Below are 21,832 nucleotides of genomic sequence, written 5' to 3' on the forward strand. Positions count from 1 at the left end.
AAATGACAAAATATTCAGCTATGATTGATATTTTGTTTCGTTATTTATTCAATTAAACTGCATCTGTTTGTGTAAATAGTACACAGTCTTATCACTAGTCGGTCCAGATAAAATATGACTGACGGTTAAATCGATAAGTTTGGTAATATAACTCGGATTTTTATCCCATAAAAAAGTAACCTCACCATGATGCGTCAACTACTCGCTTCTATTATTTTGTGTTTGTGCATGACTCCGTCGATGGCGGCAGACCGCCTTAAAATTGGTGTCGTACTCAGTGGCGGCGGTGCTAAAGGCGCTGCCCATGTGGGGGTGCTCAAAATATTAGAAGAACATAACATCCCGGTCGATTACATTGCGGGCACCAGTATCGGTGCCTATGTCGCAGGCATGTACTCCTTGGGTTACAGCGCCAGCGAAGTCGAAGCAATCATGATGGGTGTTGATTGGGACAGTGGCTACTCGGATACTATCCCGCGCAATATTTTGAGTTATAGGGATAAACAGTTACGCGATCGCTACAACATTCCACTGAACATTGGTTATAACGAAGGCCAAGTAAGGGCGCCAAGTGGGTTGCTGCGTGGTCAAACTATGTCGCAACTTCTGCGTCAGTCTACCGATCTAGTACAGCAGTTTGGTAATTTCGATGATTTAGCCATTCCCTACCGCGCAGTGGCGACCGATTTAGAAACCAGCTTACCTGTGGTGATCAGTCACGGCAGCATGGTCAAAGCCATGCAAGCCTCTGCGACAGTTCCCGGTGCGCTGCAGCCGGCTCAAATTGACGGTAAGTTATTGGTCGATGGCGGTATTGCCAACAATATGCCTGTCGATGTCGTTAAGGCCATGGGCGCCGATATTATTATTGCCGTCGATATTGGTTCACCTTTGGTCAAAAAAGATAAATTAGACAGCACTATTGCCGTGCTCGATCAGCTCTCCAACTTTTTGACCAATGCCAGCACCGAAAAACAAAAACTGCTGCTGACTGATAAAGACGTGTTGATCCGTCCCGCGATCGACGCCTTGAGCACTACAGATTTCACTATCATGCCCTTGGCATTAACCCTCGGCAAAGAAGCCGCTAACGGACAGCTTGATAAGCTGAGCAGCATGAGCGTTAGCCCTGAGGAATATGCCGCCTATGTCGAGGCCAAAAAAGCCAAAGGTAAGTTGTTAATGGCGGATGTGCGTCATTCTGTTAATGAAATTGTCTTCGATAACCAATCTAAGGTGAGTCTGAATCTCTTAACGGAAACTTTGAACATTAAACCTGGGCAAGCTGTGTCTAAGGACGAGCTGAATGAGGCGTTAAAGCGTATTTATTCCCTCAATAAGTTTGAGCGTGTCGATGCTGAGTTTGTCGAGGGTGAAGACGGCCGTGTACTGACGGTGACCACTAAAGCTAAGTCTTGGGGGCCAAATTATTTCCAATTGGGTTTTAACTGGGAGGATGATTTTAACTCTGAATCTTCCATCAGTTTTGACATGGCCTATACCATGACGGATTTGACCTTCAATGGCGGCGAGTGGCGCAATGAAATCAAACTCGGTATGGAAAAATTGTTTGCGACTGAGTTCTATCAGCCCTTAGACAGAGACCAACAATTCTTTAGCCGCGCCCGTTATCAATACGATACCCGTAATTGGGACTTATACGATAATAATAATCGTCTGCTAACCTTCGACAAGAAAACCCACACCATAGAACTGGGTATCGGCTACAACTACACATCACAGGGCACGATTGAACTGGGTTTAGTGGCGGAGAAGGGCGCAATAATTAATGATGCTTGGCTTTCAAGGGACTTGGATTTTAGCTCCTATGGAGCTTACTTTAGATTCGGCTACGACAGCTTAGACAGTATTAGTTTTCCGACATCGGGTAATCGCGTGACCTTAAACGTCTATGTGCGTAATGAAGATTTCGATGACATTATCGACGATAACCAAAACGAATACAGTGTGCAGATAGAGGCCGACTGGAAGGGCGCCTTGAGTGTCGGCAATCATGCTTTTGTGGGTAAGGCATCGATTTCAACCAACGATAATGATGGGATGAATACACTGCATCTATCTGAACTGGGCGGATTTTTAAATCTATCTGGCTACCATAAAGACTCACTGACTGGGGCGCATAAAGTCTTTGGCGCCTTTGTTTATCAATATGATCTCGGGCGTGATGCGCTCGGAATGACAGATTATCCTTTGTATTTAGGTTGGAGTTTGGAAGCGGGCAATGTCTGGGATGAGCGCTCTGAAGTCACTCTCACTGATCTGATTTATGCATCGAGTCTCTACATTGGTACTGATACTTCCATGGGACCTGCGGCAATCGGCTTTGGGATCACAGATCTTGGCGATAAGTCCTTCTATTTATTTGTGGGTAAAAACTTCTAGCGAGTGATGCATGTGAGGTCTTGAGGGCATGACTGAGGTTGTGCCCTTATTTTTTGTGCGATGAAAATCCTAAACGGCCTTGATGGCATAGTGCTTGAATCGGTTCGCGCGACGCTAAAGTGTCATATCCTTTTACAAAATCTTACTACTGTGAGGCGTGCCAAGATGCTAAGGTTTTGCGGGAAAAATAATAATTCTTAAGGAAGCTGGGGAAAACAATGAAGAAGATAAGCACACTGGCACTGGGTATCGCCCTGAGTTTAGGTTTAGCCGCTTGTAGTACTGAGCCTAAAACTGAAGTCGCCGCGATTTCTGGCATTGAATTGCAAAACTTTGATGCCTCAGTTCGCCATCAAGACGATTTCTATTACAGCGTTAACGGTAAATGGTTGGCGAATACGCCTATTCCAGCCGACAAGTCTAACTACGGCGCATTTTCTGTGCTGTACGATCAAAGCCAAGATGCATTGAAAAAGATCATCGATGAAGCGGCTGCTAAAAAGAATCCAGCGGCAGGTTCTAATGAGCAGAAGATTGGTGATTTCAACGCTAGCTTTATGAATACCGATTTGCTTGAAACCATAGGCGTTACTCCGCTTAAGCCATTGCTGGCCGATATTGCTGGCGCCAAAACACACGCTGACTTACCTGCCGTTATGGGTAAATTGCTGACGACCGGTTCTGGTATTCCCTTTGGTTTTTACGTCAATAACGACGCCAAAAACTCAACTCAGTACGCCGTATATCTAAGCCAGTCGGGCCTTACGCTGCCGGACCGAGACTATTATCTGAAAGATGATCCTAAGTTTGCCGCTAATCGCCAAGCCATGGCTAAGTATGTGACAGACATACTGACCGAAGCGGGTTACAAGGACGCTAAACGCGCGGCTAAAAACGTTGCCGATATTGAAATGATGATCGCCAAAAGCCAGTGGAGCCGAGTGGAATCTCGCGACGCCAATAAGGCTTACAACAAGTTAGATCGCGCTGAACTGCAAAAGTTAACGGGTCAATTTGATTTCAATGCCTTCGCGACCAGCGCAGGTTTAGGCGACAAAGTCACTGACATCATAGTGCGCCAACCCTCTTACTTCGAAAAACTCGGTGCAGGTTTCGAGACATTCCCAGTATCGGCTTGGCAGGATTATCTCGCGTTCCATCTAGTAGATAGCTACGCCGAGTTACTGAGCAAAAACTTTGTTGATTTGAACTTCGCCTTTAAGAGCAAAACCTTAATGGGTATCGAAGAGCAACAACCACGCTGGAAAAAGGCGGTTGATGGCGCCGACCAAGTGATTGGTGAGTTAGTGGGCGAAGAGTACGTTAAGCAATACTTCAAGCCAGAAGCTAAAGCGCGTATGGAAACTATGATCAAAAACTTGATCAAAGGTTTCGAGGTCAGCATCAATGAACTTGAGTGGATGACGCCAGAAACCAAAGTCGCCGCCCAAGAAAAACTGGCTAAGTTTACCTATAAAATCGGTTATCCAGATAAGTGGAAAGATTACTCAGGTTTAGATATCAAGGCTGACGAGTTAGTGGGTAACTATATGCGTTACGCTCAGTTTGAATATCAAGATATGATTAACAAGCTTGGCAAGCCAATCGATCGTACCGAATGGGGCATGACGCCACAAACGGTGAACGCTTATTACAGCCCAGTGAAAAACGAAATCGTGTTCCCTGCTGCGATTCTGCAACCGCCATTCTTCAATATGGATGCCGATGATGCGGTTAACTACGGTGGTATCGGAGCTGTGATCGGCCATGAAATCAGCCATGGTTTCGATGACCAAGGCGCTAAGTACGATGGCGACGGTAACCTGCGTGATTGGTGGTCAGATAAAGACCGCGAAGAGTTCCAAAAACGTGGTAAACAACTGTCAGCGCAATACTCAGGTTATGAAGCACTGCCCGGCAAGTTTGTTAACGGTGATTTGACCTTAGGGGAAAACATCGGCGACTTAGGCGGCTTAACCGTAGCGGCACGCTCGTATTTAATGAGCCTTAATGGCAAACCAGCGCCAGTGCTTGATGGATTAACGGGTGAGCAACGCTTCTTTGTGGGTTGGTCGCAAGTATGGCGTCGTAACTACCGTGATGAAGAGCTGAGCCGTCGTTTGCTGACTGATCCGCATTCACCGAGTCACTACCGCGCTATGGGTACGCCGCGTAACGTGGAAGCCTTCTATAAAGCCTTCGAAATGAAAGAAGGCGATAAAATGTATTTAACGCCAGATGAACGTGTAAAAATTTGGTAATACATTCAGTTGATTGAAATAAGAAAGCCAGACAATGTCTGGCTTTTTTATTGATGACAATAATCTAGGATGCTGCTGATTAATGTCCGTAACCTAAGGATTCGATTTTAGTGACTTTATTATCAGTGGCATAAAGCCGGCGCATTAAGCGTGTCGGTCCAAAGTCATAGGTCCATTCTTGATACTCAGTCGGCAACTTGCTGGGATCGATCACTCGGTCGCCGTCTGAGTTGAGATAAGTCGCTGGCAGATTGTACTGGCGAATATCGCTGGGCGAGCCGCACTTCTCCAGCACAGTCGTTAAGGTATCGCCAGTGTTGACCACTTGTTGCTTGCAGTGCATAGCACCACCCGCATTAGCGGACAAGCTGACGGACATGAGTATTAAGCCCATGGGTAATAATACGGGTGATAATAAAGACAGGTACTTCATTGGCTCCCCTCTCGTATATACATCATTCTGCTATTCATCCATATGGTAAAAACTCATTATCCATATGGTCAAAATTCAGCTTATCCGCCCAGCTAAGGCTAGGCGTGTTATGGCGTTATTGAGCTAAGAGTGTCGGCAAGGCCAATAAGTTCTCAGCCTGATGGTGGGCGATAACCCACTTAGCATCGCCTCTTTGCTCTGGCGCGGGGATCGCAAGCGTTTGCATATTGGCCGCTCGGGCGGCAATTAAGCCGTTAAAAGAATCTTCGATCGCAAGACAATAGCGGGGATCGACATCTAACGCCTTAGCGCAATTCAAATATACTTCAGGGTGTGGCTTGCCGTAGGTGAGGCCCTCGGCAGATTGCACCGCCATAAATTTATCGCTGAGTCCTAACTTAGAGAGCACCGCCTCGATAATAGTGTAAAACGAGGAGGTGGCTAAGCCGATTTTAAGACCCAGCGTTTGGCAGTGGTCAATCGCTTCGTGAACGCCCAGCATAGCTTCGCCGCTAACCAGAATTTCACTGGCGACCTTATCGACAATCGCTTGGCTGACCTTGGCATTATCGTAGTGAGGCCAAGGCGCCTTGTGGTACCAATAATCGACGCATTGGTCGATGCGTAAACCTGTGGTTTGTTGAATCGTTTCTATGGTCACGGGCACGCCAAGTGCGGATAACACTTCATACTCGACCTGCTGCCATAGGGGTTCTGAATCGATTAAAACGCCATCCATATCAAAAATAACGGCTTGAATGCTAAGGGATGTCATTGGTACTCCGATGGACTGGGGAAATAACTGAGATATGCAGTAAATTAAGCCTGAGTGTAAGTTCTCGCACTGCATCTTAAAAGCCAAAATGCCGCAAGATGAGAAAAATATACACATATTTGATCTAGGGCGCTGAAAATTGCCTGTTCGATTTAAAATTAATGAAACATTGTTAACTATTTGTAGTGTATGGTTTTTTGTCTGTTTTCAAACTATTGTCTAATTTCACTTGTTTTAATATTCCCGTAAGTTGGCATTCGCCGCCGGATTTAGTCCTTATTTCGCTTTTTGCCGAGTGTGACCTGATTCATACTTTTGCAAAGCTGTAGTATACTGCAGGCCGGAAATACGGGTCGATCATGTCGGACTGTCAGCTTCAATTAAGAAGACGTGCAGTTTCGTTGTTAGAGCGCCAAACAAAGAGGAATGTTGCCGTGCTAGAAGCATATCGTAAACACGTCGCAGAACGTGCTGCAGAGGGCGTAGTCCCTAAGCCATTAGATGCACATCAAGTGGCTGAACTGGTTAAGTTAGTTCAAAACCCACCCGCAGGTGAAGAGGCTTTCGTTCTCGACCTGCTTGAAAATCGAATTCCCCCAGGTGTTGATGAAGCCGCTTATGTTAAGGCTGCTTTCTTAGATGCGGTTGCCAAAGGCACTGAAAAATCACCTATTTTGTCTGCTGAGCGTGCTACTGAGTTATTAGGCACTATGCAAGGCGGCTACAACATCGAACCTCTAATCGCGCAGCTGGATAACCCAGCGTTAGCACCTTTAGCTGTTAAAGCCTTATCTCACACTCTGCTGATGTTTGATTCTTTCCACGATGTGGTTGAGAAGATGGAAGCGGGCAATGAGTTTGCTAAGCAAGTAGTTGAAGCGTGGGCGAATGCAGATTGGTACTTAAACCGTCCAAAACTGGCCGACAAAGTCACTCTGACAGTATTTAAAGTCTCTGGTGAAACCAACACCGATGACTTGTCACCAGCACCCGATGCTTGGTCACGTCCTGATATTCCATTACACGCGTTAGCTATGCTGAAAAACGCCCGTGATGGTATCGAGCCTGACGTTGCTGGCGCCGTTGGCCCAGTGAAAAAAATCGAAGCGTTAAAAGCGCAAGGTTTCCCACTGGTCTATGTGGGCGATGTTGTGGGTACAGGTTCATCACGTAAATCAGCGACTAACTCAGTACTGTGGTTTATGGGCGATGACATTCCATTCGTACCCAACAAGCGCGCTGGCGGTTTCTGCCTTGGCGGTAAAATTGCACCGATTTTCTTCAACACTATGGAAGATGCGGGCGCACTGCCAATCGAGCTTGACGTAAACAAAATGGAAATGGGCGATGTGATTGACATCTACCCATATGCCGGTGTGGTTAAGCGTCACGACAGCGACGAAGTGATTTCAGAATTCAGCTTAAAAACTGAAGTGCTGTTAGACGAGGTTCGTGCTGGTGGTCGTATTCCACTGATCATCGGTCGTGGTTTAACTGACAAAGCCCGTGAAGTATTAGGCCTAGACGTATCTGACGTATTCGTGCGTTCACAAGACGTGGCTGATACGGGTAAAGGTTATACGCTTGCACAGAAAATGGTTGGTAAAGCATGCGGCGTAGCTGGCGTGCGTCCTGGCCAATACTGCGAACCTAAGATGACCTCTGTTGGTTCACAAGATACCACAGGTCCTATGACCCGTGACGAGCTGAAAGATTTAGCTTGCTTAGGTTTCAGTGCTGATTTGACTATGCAGTCATTCTGTCACACTGCGGCTTATCCAAAGCCTGTTGATGTGAACACGCATCATACTCTGCCAGATTTCATCATGAACCGCGGTGGTGTATCACTGCGTCCAGGCGACGGTGTTATCCACTCATGGTTAAACCGTATGCTGCTGCCAGATACCGTTGGTACGGGTGGTGACTCACATACGCGTTTCCCAATTGGTATTTCATTCCCAGCGGGTTCTGGCTTAGTGGCGTTTGCTGCGGCGACTGGCGTTATGCCGCTCGACATGCCGGAATCAGTATTAGTGCGCTTCAAGGGCAAAATGCAACCCGGCATCACACTGCGTGATCTGGTACATGCTATCCCATTAAAAGCCATTGAACTGGGCATGCTGACCGTTGAGAAGAAAGGTAAAGTCAACATCTTCTCTGGTCGCGTACTGGAAATCGAAGGTCTTGAAACCTTGAAAGTTGAACAAGCTTTCGAACTGTCTGATGCTTCAGCTGAGCGCTCTGCTGCCGGTTGTACTATCAAGTTAGACAAAGAACCTATCATCGAATACCTGAACTCAAACATCATCATGCTGAAGTGGATGATCGCTGAAGGTTACGGCGATCGTCGTACGATTGAACGTCGTATCAAAGGCATGGAAGAGTGGTTAGCGAATCCTGAACTGATGAGCGCCGATAAAGATGCTGAGTACGCTGCAGTTATCGAAATCGATTTAAACGACATCAAAGAGCCAATCCTGTGTGCGCCAAACGATCCTGATGATGCAGTACTGCTGTCATCTGTTGCGCAAACTAAGATTGACGAAGTGTTCGTCGGTTCTTGTATGACCAACATTGGTCACTTCCGCGCAACCGGTAAGATGTTAGACAAGTTCGCTAAAACCCTGCCAACCCGTCTGTGGATTGCTCCACCGACTAAGATGGACAGAGATCAGCTGACTGAAGAAGGCTACTACGCGATTTTCGGTCGTGTAGGCGCGCGCATCGAGATCCCAGGCTGTTCACTGTGTATGGGTAACCAAGCACGTGTAGCTGAAGGTGCAACTGTCGTATCGACTTCTACCCGTAACTTCCCTAACCGTTTAGGTACAGGCGCTAACGTTTACTTAGCCTCTGCTGAACTGGCTGCGGTTGCTGCACTGTTAGGTCGTCTGCCGTCACCTGAAGAATATCAAGAATACGCAAAAGAGTTAGACGCCACAGCGGCTGACACTTACCGTTACTTGAACTTCGATCAAATCGAGTCTTATACACAAAAGGCATCGGAAGTGATTTTCCAGACTACCGTGTAATCGATTGCCGTTAAGGTAACTTGATGTAAAAAGCCAGCGCAAGCTGGCTTTTTTGTAGGTCAGTTTCTCCTCCACATATATATGTACAAATAACCCCTTTAAATATTGATGTCTCGGCTCTCCCATATAACAGGCTCGGTTTTCATAAATGGCTAACATTGTTATTAGGCAATTAACTAAGGCGTGCTCCTAATAAGTATCAGGCTTCACCTCGCTTAATCTTCCTTTTGAAAGACTAAATTCTTCTACTTACATACTTACCTACAAATCATCTAATGGCTTTTTGAGAAGGATAATGTCGAGCAAAGGCATTATTTTGACTGAATTGTGGATAACTTTGGGGGTAAGTAGTTAGTATCATGTGGCTAGCTTGAAGAATATGAATTAACTGCAAATTTCCTTAAAATAGGGGTTGCACAAAATCTCCTGCTCCCTATAATGCGCATCCACTGACACGGCAGACAGCGAAAGCAAGCTGGCGAGTTAGGTTGAATTGAATGGCTTACTCTCTGTTGAGAATGGCACTTAATTCAATCGCAGCAAGAAGTTGAAAAAACTCCTTGACGCGAAACGGGAAATGCGTAGAATACGCAGCCCTAGCCAGCTGGAAGCGTTCGGCGCTCAGTGTGGTACTCAAGTCCTCTTACGGATATTGAGTTGCTCTTTAACAAGATAAAACAAGAAATCTGTGTGGACACTCACAGGTGTTGAGTTAATCGAAACTGCTTAACCTTCGGGTTGGCAGTCAAAAATTTAAATCAATGTAACAATGAGTGTTCATAGCAATATGTACAGTTTGTTTCTTTTAGCGAGAAACAAAAAATCAGAATTCATTGAGCCGCTGAAGTCGCAAGACGGAAGCAACAAAACTTTAATTGAAGAGTTTGATCATGGCTCAGATTGAACGCTGGCGGCAGGCCTAACACATGCAAGTCGAGCGGCAGCGGGAAGGTAGTTTACTATCTTTGCCGGCGAGCGGCGGACGGGTGAGTAATGCCTAGGGATCTGCCCAGTCGAGGGGGATAACAGTTGGAAACGACTGCTAATACCGCATACGCCCTACGGGGGAAAGGAGGGGACCTTCGGGCCTTCCGCGATTGGATGAACCTAGGTGGGATTAGCTAGTTGGTGAGGTAATGGCTCACCAAGGCGACGATCCCTAGCTGTTCTGAGAGGATGATCAGCCACACTGGGACTGAGACACGGCCCAGACTCCTACGGGAGGCAGCAGTGGGGAATATTGCACAATGGGGGAAACCCTGATGCAGCCATGCCGCGTGTGTGAAGAAGGCCTTCGGGTTGTAAAGCACTTTCAGTAGGGAGGAAAGGTAATAGTTTAATACGCTATTACTGTGACGTTACCTACAGAAGAAGGACCGGCTAACTCCGTGCCAGCAGCCGCGGTAATACGGAGGGTCCGAGCGTTAATCGGAATTACTGGGCGTAAAGCGTGCGCAGGCGGTTTGTTAAGCGAGATGTGAAAGCCCCGGGCTCAACCTGGGAATTGCATTTCGAACTGGCGAACTAGAGTCTTGTAGAGGGGGGTAGAATTCCAGGTGTAGCGGTGAAATGCGTAGAGATCTGGAGGAATACCGGTGGCGAAGGCGGCCCCCTGGACAAAGACTGACGCTCAGGCACGAAAGCGTGGGGAGCAAACAGGATTAGATACCCTGGTAGTCCACGCCGTAAACGATGTCTACTCGGAGTTTGGTGTCTTGAACACTGGGCTCTCAAGCTAACGCATTAAGTAGACCGCCTGGGGAGTACGGCCGCAAGGTTAAAACTCAAATGAATTGACGGGGGCCCGCACAAGCGGTGGAGCATGTGGTTTAATTCGATGCAACGCGAAGAACCTTACCTACTCTTGACATCCACAGAAGCCAGTAGAGATACAGGTGTGCCTTCGGGAACTGTGAGACAGGTGCTGCATGGCTGTCGTCAGCTCGTGTTGTGAAATGTTGGGTTAAGTCCCGCAACGAGCGCAACCCCTATCCTTATTTGCCAGCACGTAATGGTGGGAACTCTAGGGAGACTGCCGGTGATAAACCGGAGGAAGGTGGGGACGACGTCAAGTCATCATGGCCCTTACGAGTAGGGCTACACACGTGCTACAATGGCGAGTACAGAGGGTTGCAAAGCCGCGAGGTGGAGCTAATCTCACAAAGCTCGTCGTAGTCCGGATTGGAGTCTGCAACTCGACTCCATGAAGTCGGAATCGCTAGTAATCGTGGATCAGAATGCCACGGTGAATACGTTCCCGGGCCTTGTACACACCGCCCGTCACACCATGGGAGTGGGCTGCAAAAGAAGTGGGTAGCTTAACCTTCGGGGGGGCGCTCACCACTTTGTGGTTCATGACTGGGGTGAAGTCGTAACAAGGTAGCCCTAGGGGAACCTGGGGCTGGATCACCTCCTTACCTATACGACTAACTTAATTCTTGGTCGAAAAATGCTCCTGCATTTTCGACATTCGGTACATCCGTGTACCTTTTGAGTGTTCACACAGATTGCTTGTTTATCTTCTCTTAGGAGAAGTCAGAGCTGAATGCGCCGCTAGCCGGTACGCATTGTTCTTTAACAATTTGGAAAGCTGATAGTATGTAACGTGATGATGTCTGTCGTCATGTTACTTACAAACCGATGTAAACGTGGAAACGTTTGCATCATGAGTTCTCAAACACTTTATTAAGTGTCTTGAATATTCAAAAGTAAATTATTCTTTATTGAATAGTTTACGTCTAAGGCGCGTCCACTTCTTTGGTCAGAAGTGAGACAAGTAAAACCAAGCTGGTCGCAATGCGACCCAGGTGAGTGAAACTCATTTGGGTTGTATGGTTAAGCGACTAAGCGTATACGGTGGATGCCTTGGCAGTCAGAGGCGATGAAGGACGTAGTAACTTGCGAAAAGCGTTGGCGAGCTAGTAACAAGCATTTGAGCTAACGATGTCCGAATGGGGGAACCCAGCAGCATAAGCTGTTATCGCAACATGAATACATAGTGTTGCGAGGCGAACCCGGGGAACTGAAACATCTAAGTACCCGGAGGAAAAGAAATCAACCGAGATTCCCCTAGTAGCGGCGAGCGAACGGGGATTAGCCCTTAAGTCAGTGGGGTGTTAGTGGAATGTGTTGGAAAGCACAGCGGCACAGGGTGATAGCCCCGTACATGAAAACTAACCATTGATGAAAACGAGTAAGGCGGGACACGTGACATCCTGTTTGAATATGGGGGGACCATCCTCCAAGGCTAAATACTCCTGACTGACCGATAGTGAACCAGTACCGTGAGGGAAAGGCGAAAAGAACCCCTGTGAGGGGAGTGAAATAGAACCTGAAACCGTATACGTACAAGCAGTGGGAGCGGTTCTTGAGACCGTGACTGCGTACCTTTTGTATAATGGGTCAGCGACTTACATTTTGTAGCGAGGTTAAGCGAATAGCGGAGCCGTAGGGAAACCGAGTGTTAACTGCGCGTTTAGTTGCAAGGTGTAGACCCGAAACCCGGTGATCTAGCCATGGGCAGGTTGAAGGTTGAGTAACATCAACTGGAGGACCGAACCGACTAATGTTGAAAAATTAGCGGATGACTTGTGGCTGGGGGTGAAAGGCCAATCAAACCGGGAGATATCTGGTTCTCCTCGAAAGCTATTTAGGTAGCGCCTCGAGCGAATACCATTGGGGGTAGAGCACTGTTAAGGCTAGGGGGTCATCCCGACTTACCAACCCTTTGCAAACTCCGAATACCAATGAGTACTACTCGGGAGACAGACGGCGGGTGCTAACGTCCGTCGTCAAAAGGGAAACAACCCAGACCGTCAGCTAAGGTCCCAAAGTACTAGCTAAGTGGGAAACGATGTGGGAAGGCTTAGACAGCTAGGATGTTGGCTTAGAAGCAGCCATCATTTAAAGAAAGCGTAATAGCTCACTAGTCGAGTCGGCCTGCGCGGAAGATGTAACGGGGCTAAGCTAGTCACCGAAGCTACGGGTGCATTTCATTAGAGATGCGCGGTAGAGGAGCGTTCTGTAAGCCGTTGAAGGTGAAGGGGTAACCCACGCTGGAGGTATCAGAAGTGCGAATGCTGACATGAGTAACGATAAAGGGGGTGAAAAACCCCCTCGCCGAAAGACCAAGGGTTCCTGTCCAACGTTAATCGGGGCAGGGTGAGTCGACCCCTAAGGTGAGGCCGAAAGGCGTAATCGATGGGAAACAGATTAATATTTCTGTACTTCCGCTAACTGCGATGGAGAGACGGAGAAGGCTAGGCTAGCGCGGCGTTGGTAGTCCGCGTTTAAGGTGGTAGGTTGATTTCTTAGGCAAATCCGGGGAATCGCACTTTAGTGTGCAGACTGAGAGCTGATGACGAGGTCCTAAGGGACTGAAGTAGTTGATGCCATGCTTCCAGGAAAATCTTCTAAGCTTCAGGTTAGTGGGAATCGTACCCCAAACCGACACAGGTGGTCGGGTAGAGAATACCAAGGCGCTTGAGAGAACTCGGCTGAAGGAACTAGGCAAAATGGTACCGTAACTTCGGGAGAAGGTACGCTCCTGTTGGTGATGAGACTTGCTCTCTAAGCTGACGGGAGTCGCAGATACCAGGTGGCTGCAACTGTTTATCAAAAACACAGCACTGTGCAAACTCGCAAGAGGAAGTATACGGTGTGACGCCTGCCCGGTGCCGGAAGGTTAATTGATTGGGTTATCGCAAGAGAAGCTCATGATCGAAGCCCCGGTAAACGGCGGCCGTAACTATAACGGTCCTAAGGTAGCGAAATTCCTTGTCGGGTAAGTTCCGACCTGCACGAATGGCGTAATGATGGCCACGCTGTCTCCAGCCGAGACTCAGTGAAGTTGAAATTGCGGTGAAGATGCCGTATACCCGCGGCTAGACGGAAAGACCCCGTGAACCTTTACTATAGCTTGGCACTGAACATTGAACCTACATGTGTAGGATAGGTGGGAGACTTTGAAGTTGTGACGCTAGTCATGATGGAGTCGTCCTTGAAATACCACCCTTGTAGTTTTGATGTTCTAACCTAGGTCCCTTATCGGGATTAGGGACAGTGCCTGGTGGGTAGTTTGACTGGGGCGGTCTCCTCCCAAAGAGTAACGGAGGAGCACGAAGGTTGGCTAAGTACGGTCGGACATCGTACGGTTAGTGCAATGGCATAAGCCAGCTTAACTGCGAGACATACACGTCGAGCAGGTACGAAAGTAGGTCATAGTGATCCGGTGGTTCTGAATGGAAGGGCCATCGCTCAACGGATAAAAGGTACTCCGGGGATAACAGGCTGATACCGCCCAAGAGTTCATATCGACGGCGGTGTTTGGCACCTCGATGTCGGCTCATCACATCCTGGGGCTGAAGTCGGTCCCAAGGGTATGGCTGTTCGCCATTTAAAGTGGTACGCGAGCTGGGTTCAGAACGTCGTGAGACAGTTCGGTCCCTATCTGCCGTGGGCGTTGGATGATTGAAGGGAGCTGCTCCTAGTACGAGAGGACCGGAGTGGACGAACCGCTGGTGTTCGGGTTGTCATGCCAATGGCATTGCCCGGTAGCTACGTTCGGAATCGATAACCGCTGAAAGCATCTAAGCGGGAAGCGAGCCCTAAGATGAGTCATCCCTAGGAATTTAATTCCTCTAAAGAGCCGTTCGAGACTAGGACGTTGATAGGCATGGTGTGTAAGCGTTGTGAGGCGTTGAGCTAACATGTACTAATGACTCGAGAGGCTTAACCATACAACCCAGATGGGTTTTACTGAAAGCCTTAGACAGAATATCGACACTTGATGAAGTGCGAACTCAAACAAAGCAAATCAGCTTTCCGAATTATTATTAACGTGGTCCAGAGATGGACACGGTAATAAACAGAATTTGCTTGGTGACAATAGCCTTGTGGAACCACCTGATCCCATCCCGAACTCAGAAGTGAAACGCAAACGCGCCGATGGTAGTGTGGGGTCTCCCCATGTGAGAGTAGGTCATCGCCAAGCGCCTAATTTAGGTTAACGTGCAAACGTTAGACTAAAGGAGCGGTAGTTCAGTTGGTTAGAATACCGGCCTGTCACGCCGGGGGTCGCGGGTTCGAGTCCCGTCCGCTCCGCCAACATTTCGATAAGCCCTAACAGCAATGTTAGGGCTTTTTCGTGTCTGGAATTTATCTATTTCAATCGACGCGGCCGTCCCGTCCGACAGCATCCCTGCTCATACCAATCGTATTATACTATTTAAATTAATTGTGTGATCTAATTGATTATCAGTTTTTTAATCATACAAAATACGAACAATCCCAACATCGCAGCCTTAGTGAAATCGGAAAAAAGCGCACGCAAACGTATGCGATATCTTGCCTTGCTCCATTTCAGCGAAGGTCATTCTCGTACCGCTATCGCAAGCATGCTCAAGGTCAGTAGAACCAGTGTGAATCGATTGATTACCGCCTATTTAACCCAAGGTTTGAGCGGTCTAGACGATACGCCTAATCCGGGCCGCCCGGCTACATTGTCCTCCGTACAACAAGCTAAGCTCAAAATGTTCATACAGCACCAAAGCTTATCTGAAAAGGGTGGCAGGTTGATGGCCAAGGATGTCAGTCATTTTATCCTGATTGCCATCAAGTAAAGACTCAGTAGCAACCATCAGAGAATTAAGGCGTTTTTGGTGTATTTGAGGGCATTGTTTTTTGAGTAAATCGTGTAATATGTCGATATTACGCATGATGTTGGATCTAGTAGGTTTTTGGCGAAATTGATTAGATCAAACAGCATCATGCGTGTCTACTTATTTGAATCCCATCGAATTTATCTAGGGATTCGCTAGACAAAGGCGTTATAGCGTACTCATGTGATCATTAGCTGACATATAGGTATTCTATGTTTAACTATTTGAGCAAGCATTTCGCCGCTGACTGATTGTGAGTCATTAATCGTGAGTTTGTGTGGGTATTTTTCGGCTGTTATAAGTATTGGTGACAAGATAAGCGCACAGAATACAACAAAGTGCGCTTGAATTGATTGAGGCTTACTGGGTGTGTTCTGAATGCTTGCGGTGGAGCACTTCGAGTAGTTCATCTTCGAGCTCGAAGCGAGTTTCCATGTTATGGGCAAGCTCAGATAAATCTTTATCTAGTTGATATAAAACGAGATCATCTTGGGTTTCCGCATATTTATCGTTGAAATCTAATGCCGCATTCGTGGTTGGGGTGATCTTTGGCAATACTTGTTGCGCGAGCGTTTTGCTCGATTCACCATACTCACTACAGGCATTAACGACTCTGTCGTAAACTTCGAAATGGCCTTCAGAGACATAGTCGACTAATAAGTCACAGAAAGATTTAACGTGTTCGAACGAGGGCAGCGATTTTTCAGATTTACCGTAAGGCGGAAGTCCGGCAATTTGGCAGTAATGCACTAACAGTTTTCGACGGTTTTTTAGCCATTGATCAATAAGCTTATTTGAACCGCCCCACTTCTGTTCTGCTTTTTCGAGTTCTCTCAGCATGATGCATTCCATTTAAGTGCCAGCACATAACTCTAATGTAGGGACAAGTCGCTAATCGATCAACTCTTTTCATGCGAATTTGCGTGAATGACGAAATGGACAAACCAGCTGTTTTGCATCAAAAAATACAAATAAAAAGCCCAACGATAGAAACCTATCGTTGGGCGAGTAAAGTTTATAGCAGGCTCGATGCGACGAGCTTCTTGATTGTTCTTGCTAGCGCAGACTTTTTATACCAAAGGCTGGGAACCGGCGCAACTTTTTTCTGTCTGAGTGTGACTTGGTTACGAATAAATGAACAGTATGTTATCTGGATAACATTTTCCGGTTTATGTGGTCAAATCGACGCCAGCGATGGGGAATAGCTCACATAAATTAGCACATAAAGGTTACATTATTCGCGTAAATGCTAAACTACCGACCCAGCGGATCTCAATAAGACTAGGAACCAAGCCCAATGGCAGAATTAAAGAATGATCGTTATTTACGCGCCCTACTAAAAGAGCCAGTGGATGTGACCCCTGTGTGGATGATGCGTCAAGCTGGCCGTTATCTTCCTGAATATAAAGCCACGCGCGCACAAGCGGGTGACTTTATGTCTTTGTGTAAAAACCACGAGCTTGCCTGTGAAGTCACGCTGCAACCTCTACGCCGATATGATCTTGATGCGGCGATTCTGTTTTCCGATATTTTAACTGTGCCTGATGCTATGGGTTTAGGTTTGTATTTTGAGGCGGGTGAAGGCCCACGTTTCGAGCGCCCTACAGACACTATCGATGCAATTAAAAAGCTATCAATCCCAGATCCAGAAGATGAGCTTGGCTATGTGATGAAAGCCGTGAGCACTATTCGCCGTGAGCTAAATGGCGCTGTACCGTTAATTGGCTTCTCTGGCTCGCCATGGACCTTAGCCACTTATATGGTTGAAGGCGGCTCGAGCAAAACCTTCGAAAAAATTAAGAAGATGGCTTACGCTGAGCCAATGGCATTACACATGCTGTTAGACAAGCTAGCTGATTCAGTGATCTTATACCTGAATGCCCAAGTCGCTAATGGCGCACAATCTTTGATGATTTTTGACTCATGGGGCGGTGCGTTATCGCACTCAGCTTATCGTGAGTTCTCTTTACATTACATGCAGAAGATTATTGATGGTCTGACACGCTTTGCCGATGGCCGTAAAGTGCCTGTGACGCTGTTTACTAAAGGCGGCGGTTTATGGTTAGAAGCCATGGCAGAAACGGGTTGTGATGCGCTCGGTTTAGATTGGACGGTAGACATTGCTGATGCCCGTCGCCGTGTAGGCCATAAAGTGGCCCTGCAAGGCAACATGGACCCTTCAATGTTGTATGCCCCTATTCCACGCATCGAAGAAGAAGTGGGCCATATCCTAGCAGGTTATGGTGAAGGTACTGGTCATGTATTTAACTTAGGCCATGGTATCCATCAGCATGTCGATCCTGAGCATGCTGGCGCCTTTATTAAGGCGGTTCACGCACAATCAAAGCAATACCATAAGTAATTTTCAGATTTGCGAAAACAGGCCCGCTTGCGGGCCTGTTTTATTTCTGACATTTAGAGTTGATAAAATTGAAAATTTCTCTCGCAGCTATCTTTATGGATTTGCCTTTATGGATTAGCGTATGCGGTGGTTTATCTTGTCGGCGAGCTTAATGAGTATTACGTTTAAAAAACAACTTCAATACTCTCTTGTTACACCTGATTTATCGCATAGGGTCTGGATAAAATAAATGTCGTCAGTGTTTATTAATCAATTTAATGTGTTAAATCAAAGCGCTTAAATTGATTTAATTGCATAATAATGTCTACTTTAGCAACGACTAAAGCTAAGTGATGTTTAATACTATTCGCAAATGAGATATGTTGCATGGCGCAGTGAAGGATTATGCGAAGCCGTCGATCGATTTAGTCAAAATAAGCCGTGGTATGAGATGCACATTGGCAAGAAAATATTGGTATTTATTGCGGGCTTTTGTCTCCCTGCGGTGGTAATTGTCTCCTATTGTCTGGGTTGTTGGTATGACCATCGCGTCGAGCTATTGCGCCAAGACAGCGCTAACCGTGAGCTTGCTAATATCCAGCAGCAGTTTCACATTGATGTCGACCGCTTAACCTTTCTCACGAATATCTACGCCTTACCTTTGTCTCAGTTAGACGAAGAGCAACTTAAGAAACTAGAATCCTCGTGGCACGATAGCTCAATGTCGGCCAACCTCAGTTGGTATATTTTACGCCAAGGCGAGCTGCACACTTTTTTCCCCAATGAAAATCCCTTTGCCTCTGATAAGTTGCATGAAATCGCCAGCGCTATCATCAATGCTAATAAACCCAGTGTGGCAGGCGCTTATTTGATTGGTGAGCAGACTTATGTCATCACCGCCGTGGCTTCTGCGCCTAATGAGTCTGTGCTGCTAGTGCGCCAGTTGACTAATAATGACTTACTAGAGTATGCGCAGGCCTTATTGGTGACTAAAGTGACTATGAGTCATTCTAACGCTGTCACGGCAAGTGTTGAGGGCGTTCATAGTGACACCATTGAAATACCCAGCCTGTTAAAAGACAAGCCTGTTTACCTGCAAGTGCAGTTCTCCGAGGGGCCCTTCCAAGAGGTGAAATTTAAGCTCGATTGGGTATCGCTCGGGTTTATTCTGTTTGGCGTATTTATTGTTGGCCTTGGCTATATTTGGCTGCGCTCTGGTTTACTCAAACCCTTTAAAAACTTGATGCGGCAATTGGCGTTGGTCGATCCTATGTCCAGTGTCTATCAACCCGTCACCAGTGAGGGTAATGAGGAATTAGAAATGCTTGCCAGCCGCGTTAATAGCTTACTGGCCAGAATTTATCAGCAGAAAGAGCGCGCGAAAATCACCTTAGAATCCATTGCAGAAGCCGTGATCTTAACCGACGTCGATGCCAAAGTGATTTATATGAATCCGCGGGCCGAGTCGCTTCTGGATGTCGCCAGTTGTTATGCCCTAGATCAGAGCCTTGCGAGCCTGTTAAAGGCTGGCGATCAGTTGAATCAGGCGGTCTTCACTTGTATTCGTCTTGGCGAATCATCACCACAGGTCGAGAAAATCAAGCTATTAACTGCTTCGCCTCGGATTATGGAGCGCAGTATCAGCAATCTGCGCAATCACGATAAAGAAATTGTTGGTACTGTCGTGGTATTGCGGGATATCACTCAAGAAGAGTTACTTAAACACCAGCTACAAAAAAGGGCAAATTTCGATAGCATTACAGGGCTGCTAAACCGTCAGGCGTTTGATTAACAGCTCCCTCAATTTGCCGCCTCAGCTAAAACCATCGCCGTTTGTTATCTCGATTTGGAGCAATTCAAGTTGATTAACGACAGCTGTGGCCATACTGCAGGCGATCGTATGCTCGCTATGGTGGCTAAGGCTATGCAGGCTTGTCTTGGGCCAAAGGAGCTGTTGGCGCGCCTTGGTGGCGATGAGTTCGGTTTAGTGATTTGTAATCGCAGTGCTTTATCTGTGGCGCAATTACTCAAACAAATGATCGCACAAGTCTCGCTGCAAGTGCTGAATGACAAAAACTGTAACTATAAAGTCGGCCTCAGCATAGGTGTCGCCTTTGGTCGTGCGCCCTATATTGATGCACAAGAATTATTGAAAGACGCGGATATTGCCTGCATTGCCGCTAAAGCTAAGGGCGCCAATCAAATTCATTTTTACGATGATAAAGATAAAGAGCTCACTTACCAGAGAAATGCGCCTAAGTGGGCGGTACGTATCGCGCAGGCGATTGAAGAAAACGAGCTAATTCTGTATTACCAACCGATCCGTGGGTTAGGCAGTGGTCCGCAGCGACAACGCATGGAAATCCTGCTGCGAATTCAAGAACCCTGTGGCCGTATTTTGGCGCCTGCGCAGTTTATTGCCGCGGCTGAGCGCTTTAAGCTGATGCCGGACATAGATAAAGAAGTGATCCGCAAAGCCTTTTTATGGTTATCTTTGCACCCGGTGCTTTGGCCTGATCACTGTATTTCGATCAACCTTTCGGGCAATAGTTTAGGCGCCGAAGGTATGGTGGAATATATCGCCCAGCAGCAGCATATTTTTGATATTCCAAGTCAATGTATTTGCTTTGAAATTACTGAAACCACCGCGATCCAAAATCGCAATCGTGGTATGGAAATGTTGAAGCAGTTACGTAAGCTTGGTTTCTCGTTTGCCTTGGATGATTTTGGTAGTGGTTTCGCCTCTTACGGCTATCTGCGTGAATTACCTGTCGATTATGTCAAAATCGATGGCTGTTTTATCAAGAATCTTGCCGTGAACGCTAAAGATTACGCCATCGTTAAATCGATTCAAGATGTATGTCGGGTCATGGGGATTGAAACCGTAGCCGAGTTTGTTGAAAATCAAGATATTATCGACAGATTATTGAGCATCGGCATTAACTACGCGCAAGGTTATGCAATAGGACGTCCACAACCCTTAGCTAATTATCGTGAACAATATGAGATGAGGCTTGCACAACGCGCGTGAAGGATTGCGCTTTTAGCGTGATTATGCCAATTTAGCCAAAGGCGTAATTAACATAGCGATAACAAAGGAATGACTATGGATGGACTCACTGGCAAGGTCGTGATCATCACGGGTGCCTCAGAAGGTATTGGTCGAGCACTCGCTGTGGCAATGGCGCGAATGGGCTGCCAGCTCGTGATCAGTGCACGCAATGAAACACGTCTCGCTTCACTCGCCTTAGAAATCGCTAATTATGGTTTACCTCCCTTTGTATTTGCTGCCGATGTTTCTCGTCCTGAACAGTGCGAAGCCTTAATTGAAGCCACGGTCGCGCATTACGGACATCTCGATATTTTAATTAATAATGCCGGCATGACCATGTGGTCACGGTTCGATGAGCTTACTCAACTGTCTGTACTCGAAGACATTATGCGGGTGAATTATCTTGGACCTGCGTATTTGACCCATGCCGCTTTACCCCATTTAAAAGCCAGTAAGGGCCAAGTGGTTGTTGTGGCGTCAGTCGCTGGATTAACGGGCGTACCCACTCGTAGCGGTTATGCTGCATCTAAACATGCTGTGATTGGCTTTTTCGATTCACTGCGGATTGAGCTCGCGGACGATAATGTGGCGGTGACGGTAATTTGCCCTGATTTTGTGGTGTCACAAATTCACAAACGCGCCCTTGATGGTGCGGGTAATCCTTTAGGCAAGTCACCGATGCAAGAAGCTAAGATACTGACGGCCGAGCAATGCGCCAATATGATGTTACCTGTGATTGCGACTCGAGGCCGACAACTTATCACTTCACTTCGCGGTCGTTTGGGGCGTTGGCTTAAGCTGATCGCGCCAGGTTTAATCGACAAAATTGCCCGCAGGGCGATCGCCTCCGGGCACTAAAATCTTTGCCACTACAAG

At 47.0% G+C, this 21,832-nt stretch carries 8 protein-coding genes, 1 tRNA gene, 3 rRNA genes and 3 pseudogenes; 11 read left to right on the top strand and 4 right to left on the bottom strand.

Features of this window, described 5'->3' with window-relative positions; genetic code table 11:
* The first annotated feature begins 186 nt into the window (after positions 1–186).
* Both DYH48_RS00430 and DYH48_RS00435 read left to right on the top strand, forming a co-directional pair.
* Complete coding sequence (locus tag DYH48_RS00430; RefSeq protein ID WP_172481127.1) at positions 187–2,403, top strand: patatin-like phospholipase family protein; 2,217 nt, start codon at positions 187–189, stop codon at positions 2,401–2,403.
* 218 nt (positions 2,404–2,621) lie between these two features.
* A complete protein-coding gene (locus tag DYH48_RS00435) occupies positions 2,622–4,664 on the top strand; it encodes a M13 family metallopeptidase (protein WP_115333760.1) in 2,043 nt (680 codons plus the stop codon).
* A gap of 79 nt (positions 4,665–4,743) precedes the next feature.
* On the opposite strand, the gene DYH48_RS00440 is transcribed toward DYH48_RS00435, so the two are convergent.
* Complete coding sequence (locus DYH48_RS00440) at positions 4,744–5,097, bottom strand: DUF2845 domain-containing protein (RefSeq protein WP_115333761.1); 354 nt, start codon at positions 5,095–5,097, stop codon at positions 4,744–4,746.
* Positions 5,098–5,212: 115 nt separating this feature from the next.
* Entirely contained in the window at positions 5,213–5,872 is a 660-nt protein-coding gene (hxpB, locus tag DYH48_RS00445) for a hexitol phosphatase HxpB (RefSeq protein ID WP_115333762.1), read from the bottom strand.
* Positions 5,873–6,306: 434 nt separating this feature from the next.
* Here hxpB and acnB point away from each other — a divergent pair, with 434 nt between their 5' ends.
* The 6 genes and pseudogenes from acnB to DYH48_RS00475 form a co-directional block, all read left to right on the top strand.
* Positions 6,307–8,904 (top strand): bifunctional aconitate hydratase 2/2-methylisocitrate dehydratase, encoded by a 2,598-nt coding sequence (acnB, locus tag DYH48_RS00450; RefSeq protein ID WP_041411334.1) that lies wholly within the window; start codon positions 6,307–6,309, stop codon positions 8,902–8,904.
* Positions 8,905–9,776: 872 nt separating this feature from the next.
* A 16S ribosomal RNA gene (locus DYH48_RS00455) occupies positions 9,777–11,321 on the top strand.
* 416 nt (positions 11,322–11,737) lie between these two features.
* Positions 11,738–14,642, top strand: a 23S ribosomal RNA gene (locus DYH48_RS00460).
* A gap of 138 nt (positions 14,643–14,780) precedes the next feature.
* Positions 14,781–14,896: ribosomal RNA gene (gene rrf, locus DYH48_RS00465) — 5S ribosomal RNA — on the top strand.
* Together the 16S, 23S and 5S rRNA genes with 1 tRNA gene alongside form the textbook arrangement of a ribosomal RNA operon.
* 36 nt (positions 14,897–14,932) lie before the next feature.
* Positions 14,933–15,009, top strand: a tRNA-Asp gene (locus DYH48_RS00470).
* 164 nt (positions 15,010–15,173) lie between these two features.
* A pseudogene (locus DYH48_RS00475) lies at positions 15,174–15,506 on the top strand (helix-turn-helix domain-containing protein); the annotation flags it as partial.
* On the opposite strand, the pseudogene DYH48_RS00480 reads toward DYH48_RS00475, so the two are convergent.
* Positions 15,489–15,620, bottom strand: a pseudogene (locus DYH48_RS00480) (IS4 family transposase); the annotation flags it as partial. The pseudogenes DYH48_RS00475 and DYH48_RS00480 overlap by 18 nt on opposite strands.
* 303 nt (positions 15,621–15,923) lie before the next feature.
* On the bottom strand, positions 15,924–16,403 hold the full coding sequence (locus DYH48_RS00485) for an Rsd/AlgQ family anti-sigma factor (protein ID WP_006079903.1): 480 nt from the start codon (positions 16,401–16,403) through the stop codon (positions 15,924–15,926).
* Between the two features lie 457 nt (positions 16,404–16,860).
* On the opposite strand from DYH48_RS00485, the gene hemE reads away from it, so the two are divergent.
* The 3 genes and pseudogenes from hemE (at position 16,861) to DYH48_RS00505 (ending at position 21,814) form a co-directional block, all read left to right on the top strand.
* Complete coding sequence (gene hemE / locus DYH48_RS00495) at positions 16,861–17,925, top strand: uroporphyrinogen decarboxylase (RefSeq protein ID WP_012090369.1); 1,065 nt, start codon at positions 16,861–16,863, stop codon at positions 17,923–17,925.
* Between the two features lie 430 nt (positions 17,926–18,355).
* Positions 18,356–20,935, top strand: a pseudogene (locus DYH48_RS24085) (putative bifunctional diguanylate cyclase/phosphodiesterase).
* Between the two features lie 75 nt (positions 20,936–21,010).
* Positions 21,011–21,814, top strand: a complete 804-nt coding sequence (locus DYH48_RS00505; protein WP_115333764.1) for an SDR family oxidoreductase — start codon at positions 21,011–21,013, stop codon at positions 21,812–21,814.
* The last annotated feature ends 18 nt before the right edge of the window (positions 21,815–21,832 follow it).

It is taken from the genome of Shewanella baltica (assembly GCF_900456975.1).
Classification (GTDB): Bacteria; Pseudomonadota; Gammaproteobacteria; order Enterobacterales; family Shewanellaceae; genus Shewanella; species Shewanella baltica.

What these genes read in the sequence shown, in the direction of transcription:
- hxpB (WP_115333762.1), bottom strand. Translation starts at nt 5,872, where the DNA reads ATGACATCCCTTAGCATTCAAGCCGTTATTTTTGATATGGATGGCGTT.
- DYH48_RS00435 (WP_115333760.1), top strand. Translation starts at nt 2,622, where the DNA reads ATGAAGAAGATAAGCACACTGGCACTGGGTATCGCCCTGAGTTTAGGT.
- DYH48_RS00505 (WP_115333764.1), top strand. Translation starts at nt 21,011, where the DNA reads ATGGATGGACTCACTGGCAAGGTCGTGATCATCACGGGTGCCTCAGAA.
- hemE (WP_012090369.1), top strand. Translation starts at nt 16,861, where the DNA reads ATGGCAGAATTAAAGAATGATCGTTATTTACGCGCCCTACTAAAAGAG.
- DYH48_RS00430 (WP_172481127.1), top strand. Translation starts at nt 187, where the DNA reads ATGATGCGTCAACTACTCGCTTCTATTATTTTGTGTTTGTGCATGACT.
- DYH48_RS00485 (WP_006079903.1), bottom strand. Translation starts at nt 16,403, where the DNA reads ATGCTGAGAGAACTCGAAAAAGCAGAACAGAAGTGGGGCGGTTCAAAT.
- DYH48_RS00440 (WP_115333761.1), bottom strand. Translation starts at nt 5,097, where the DNA reads ATGAAGTACCTGTCTTTATTATCACCCGTATTATTACCCATGGGCTTA.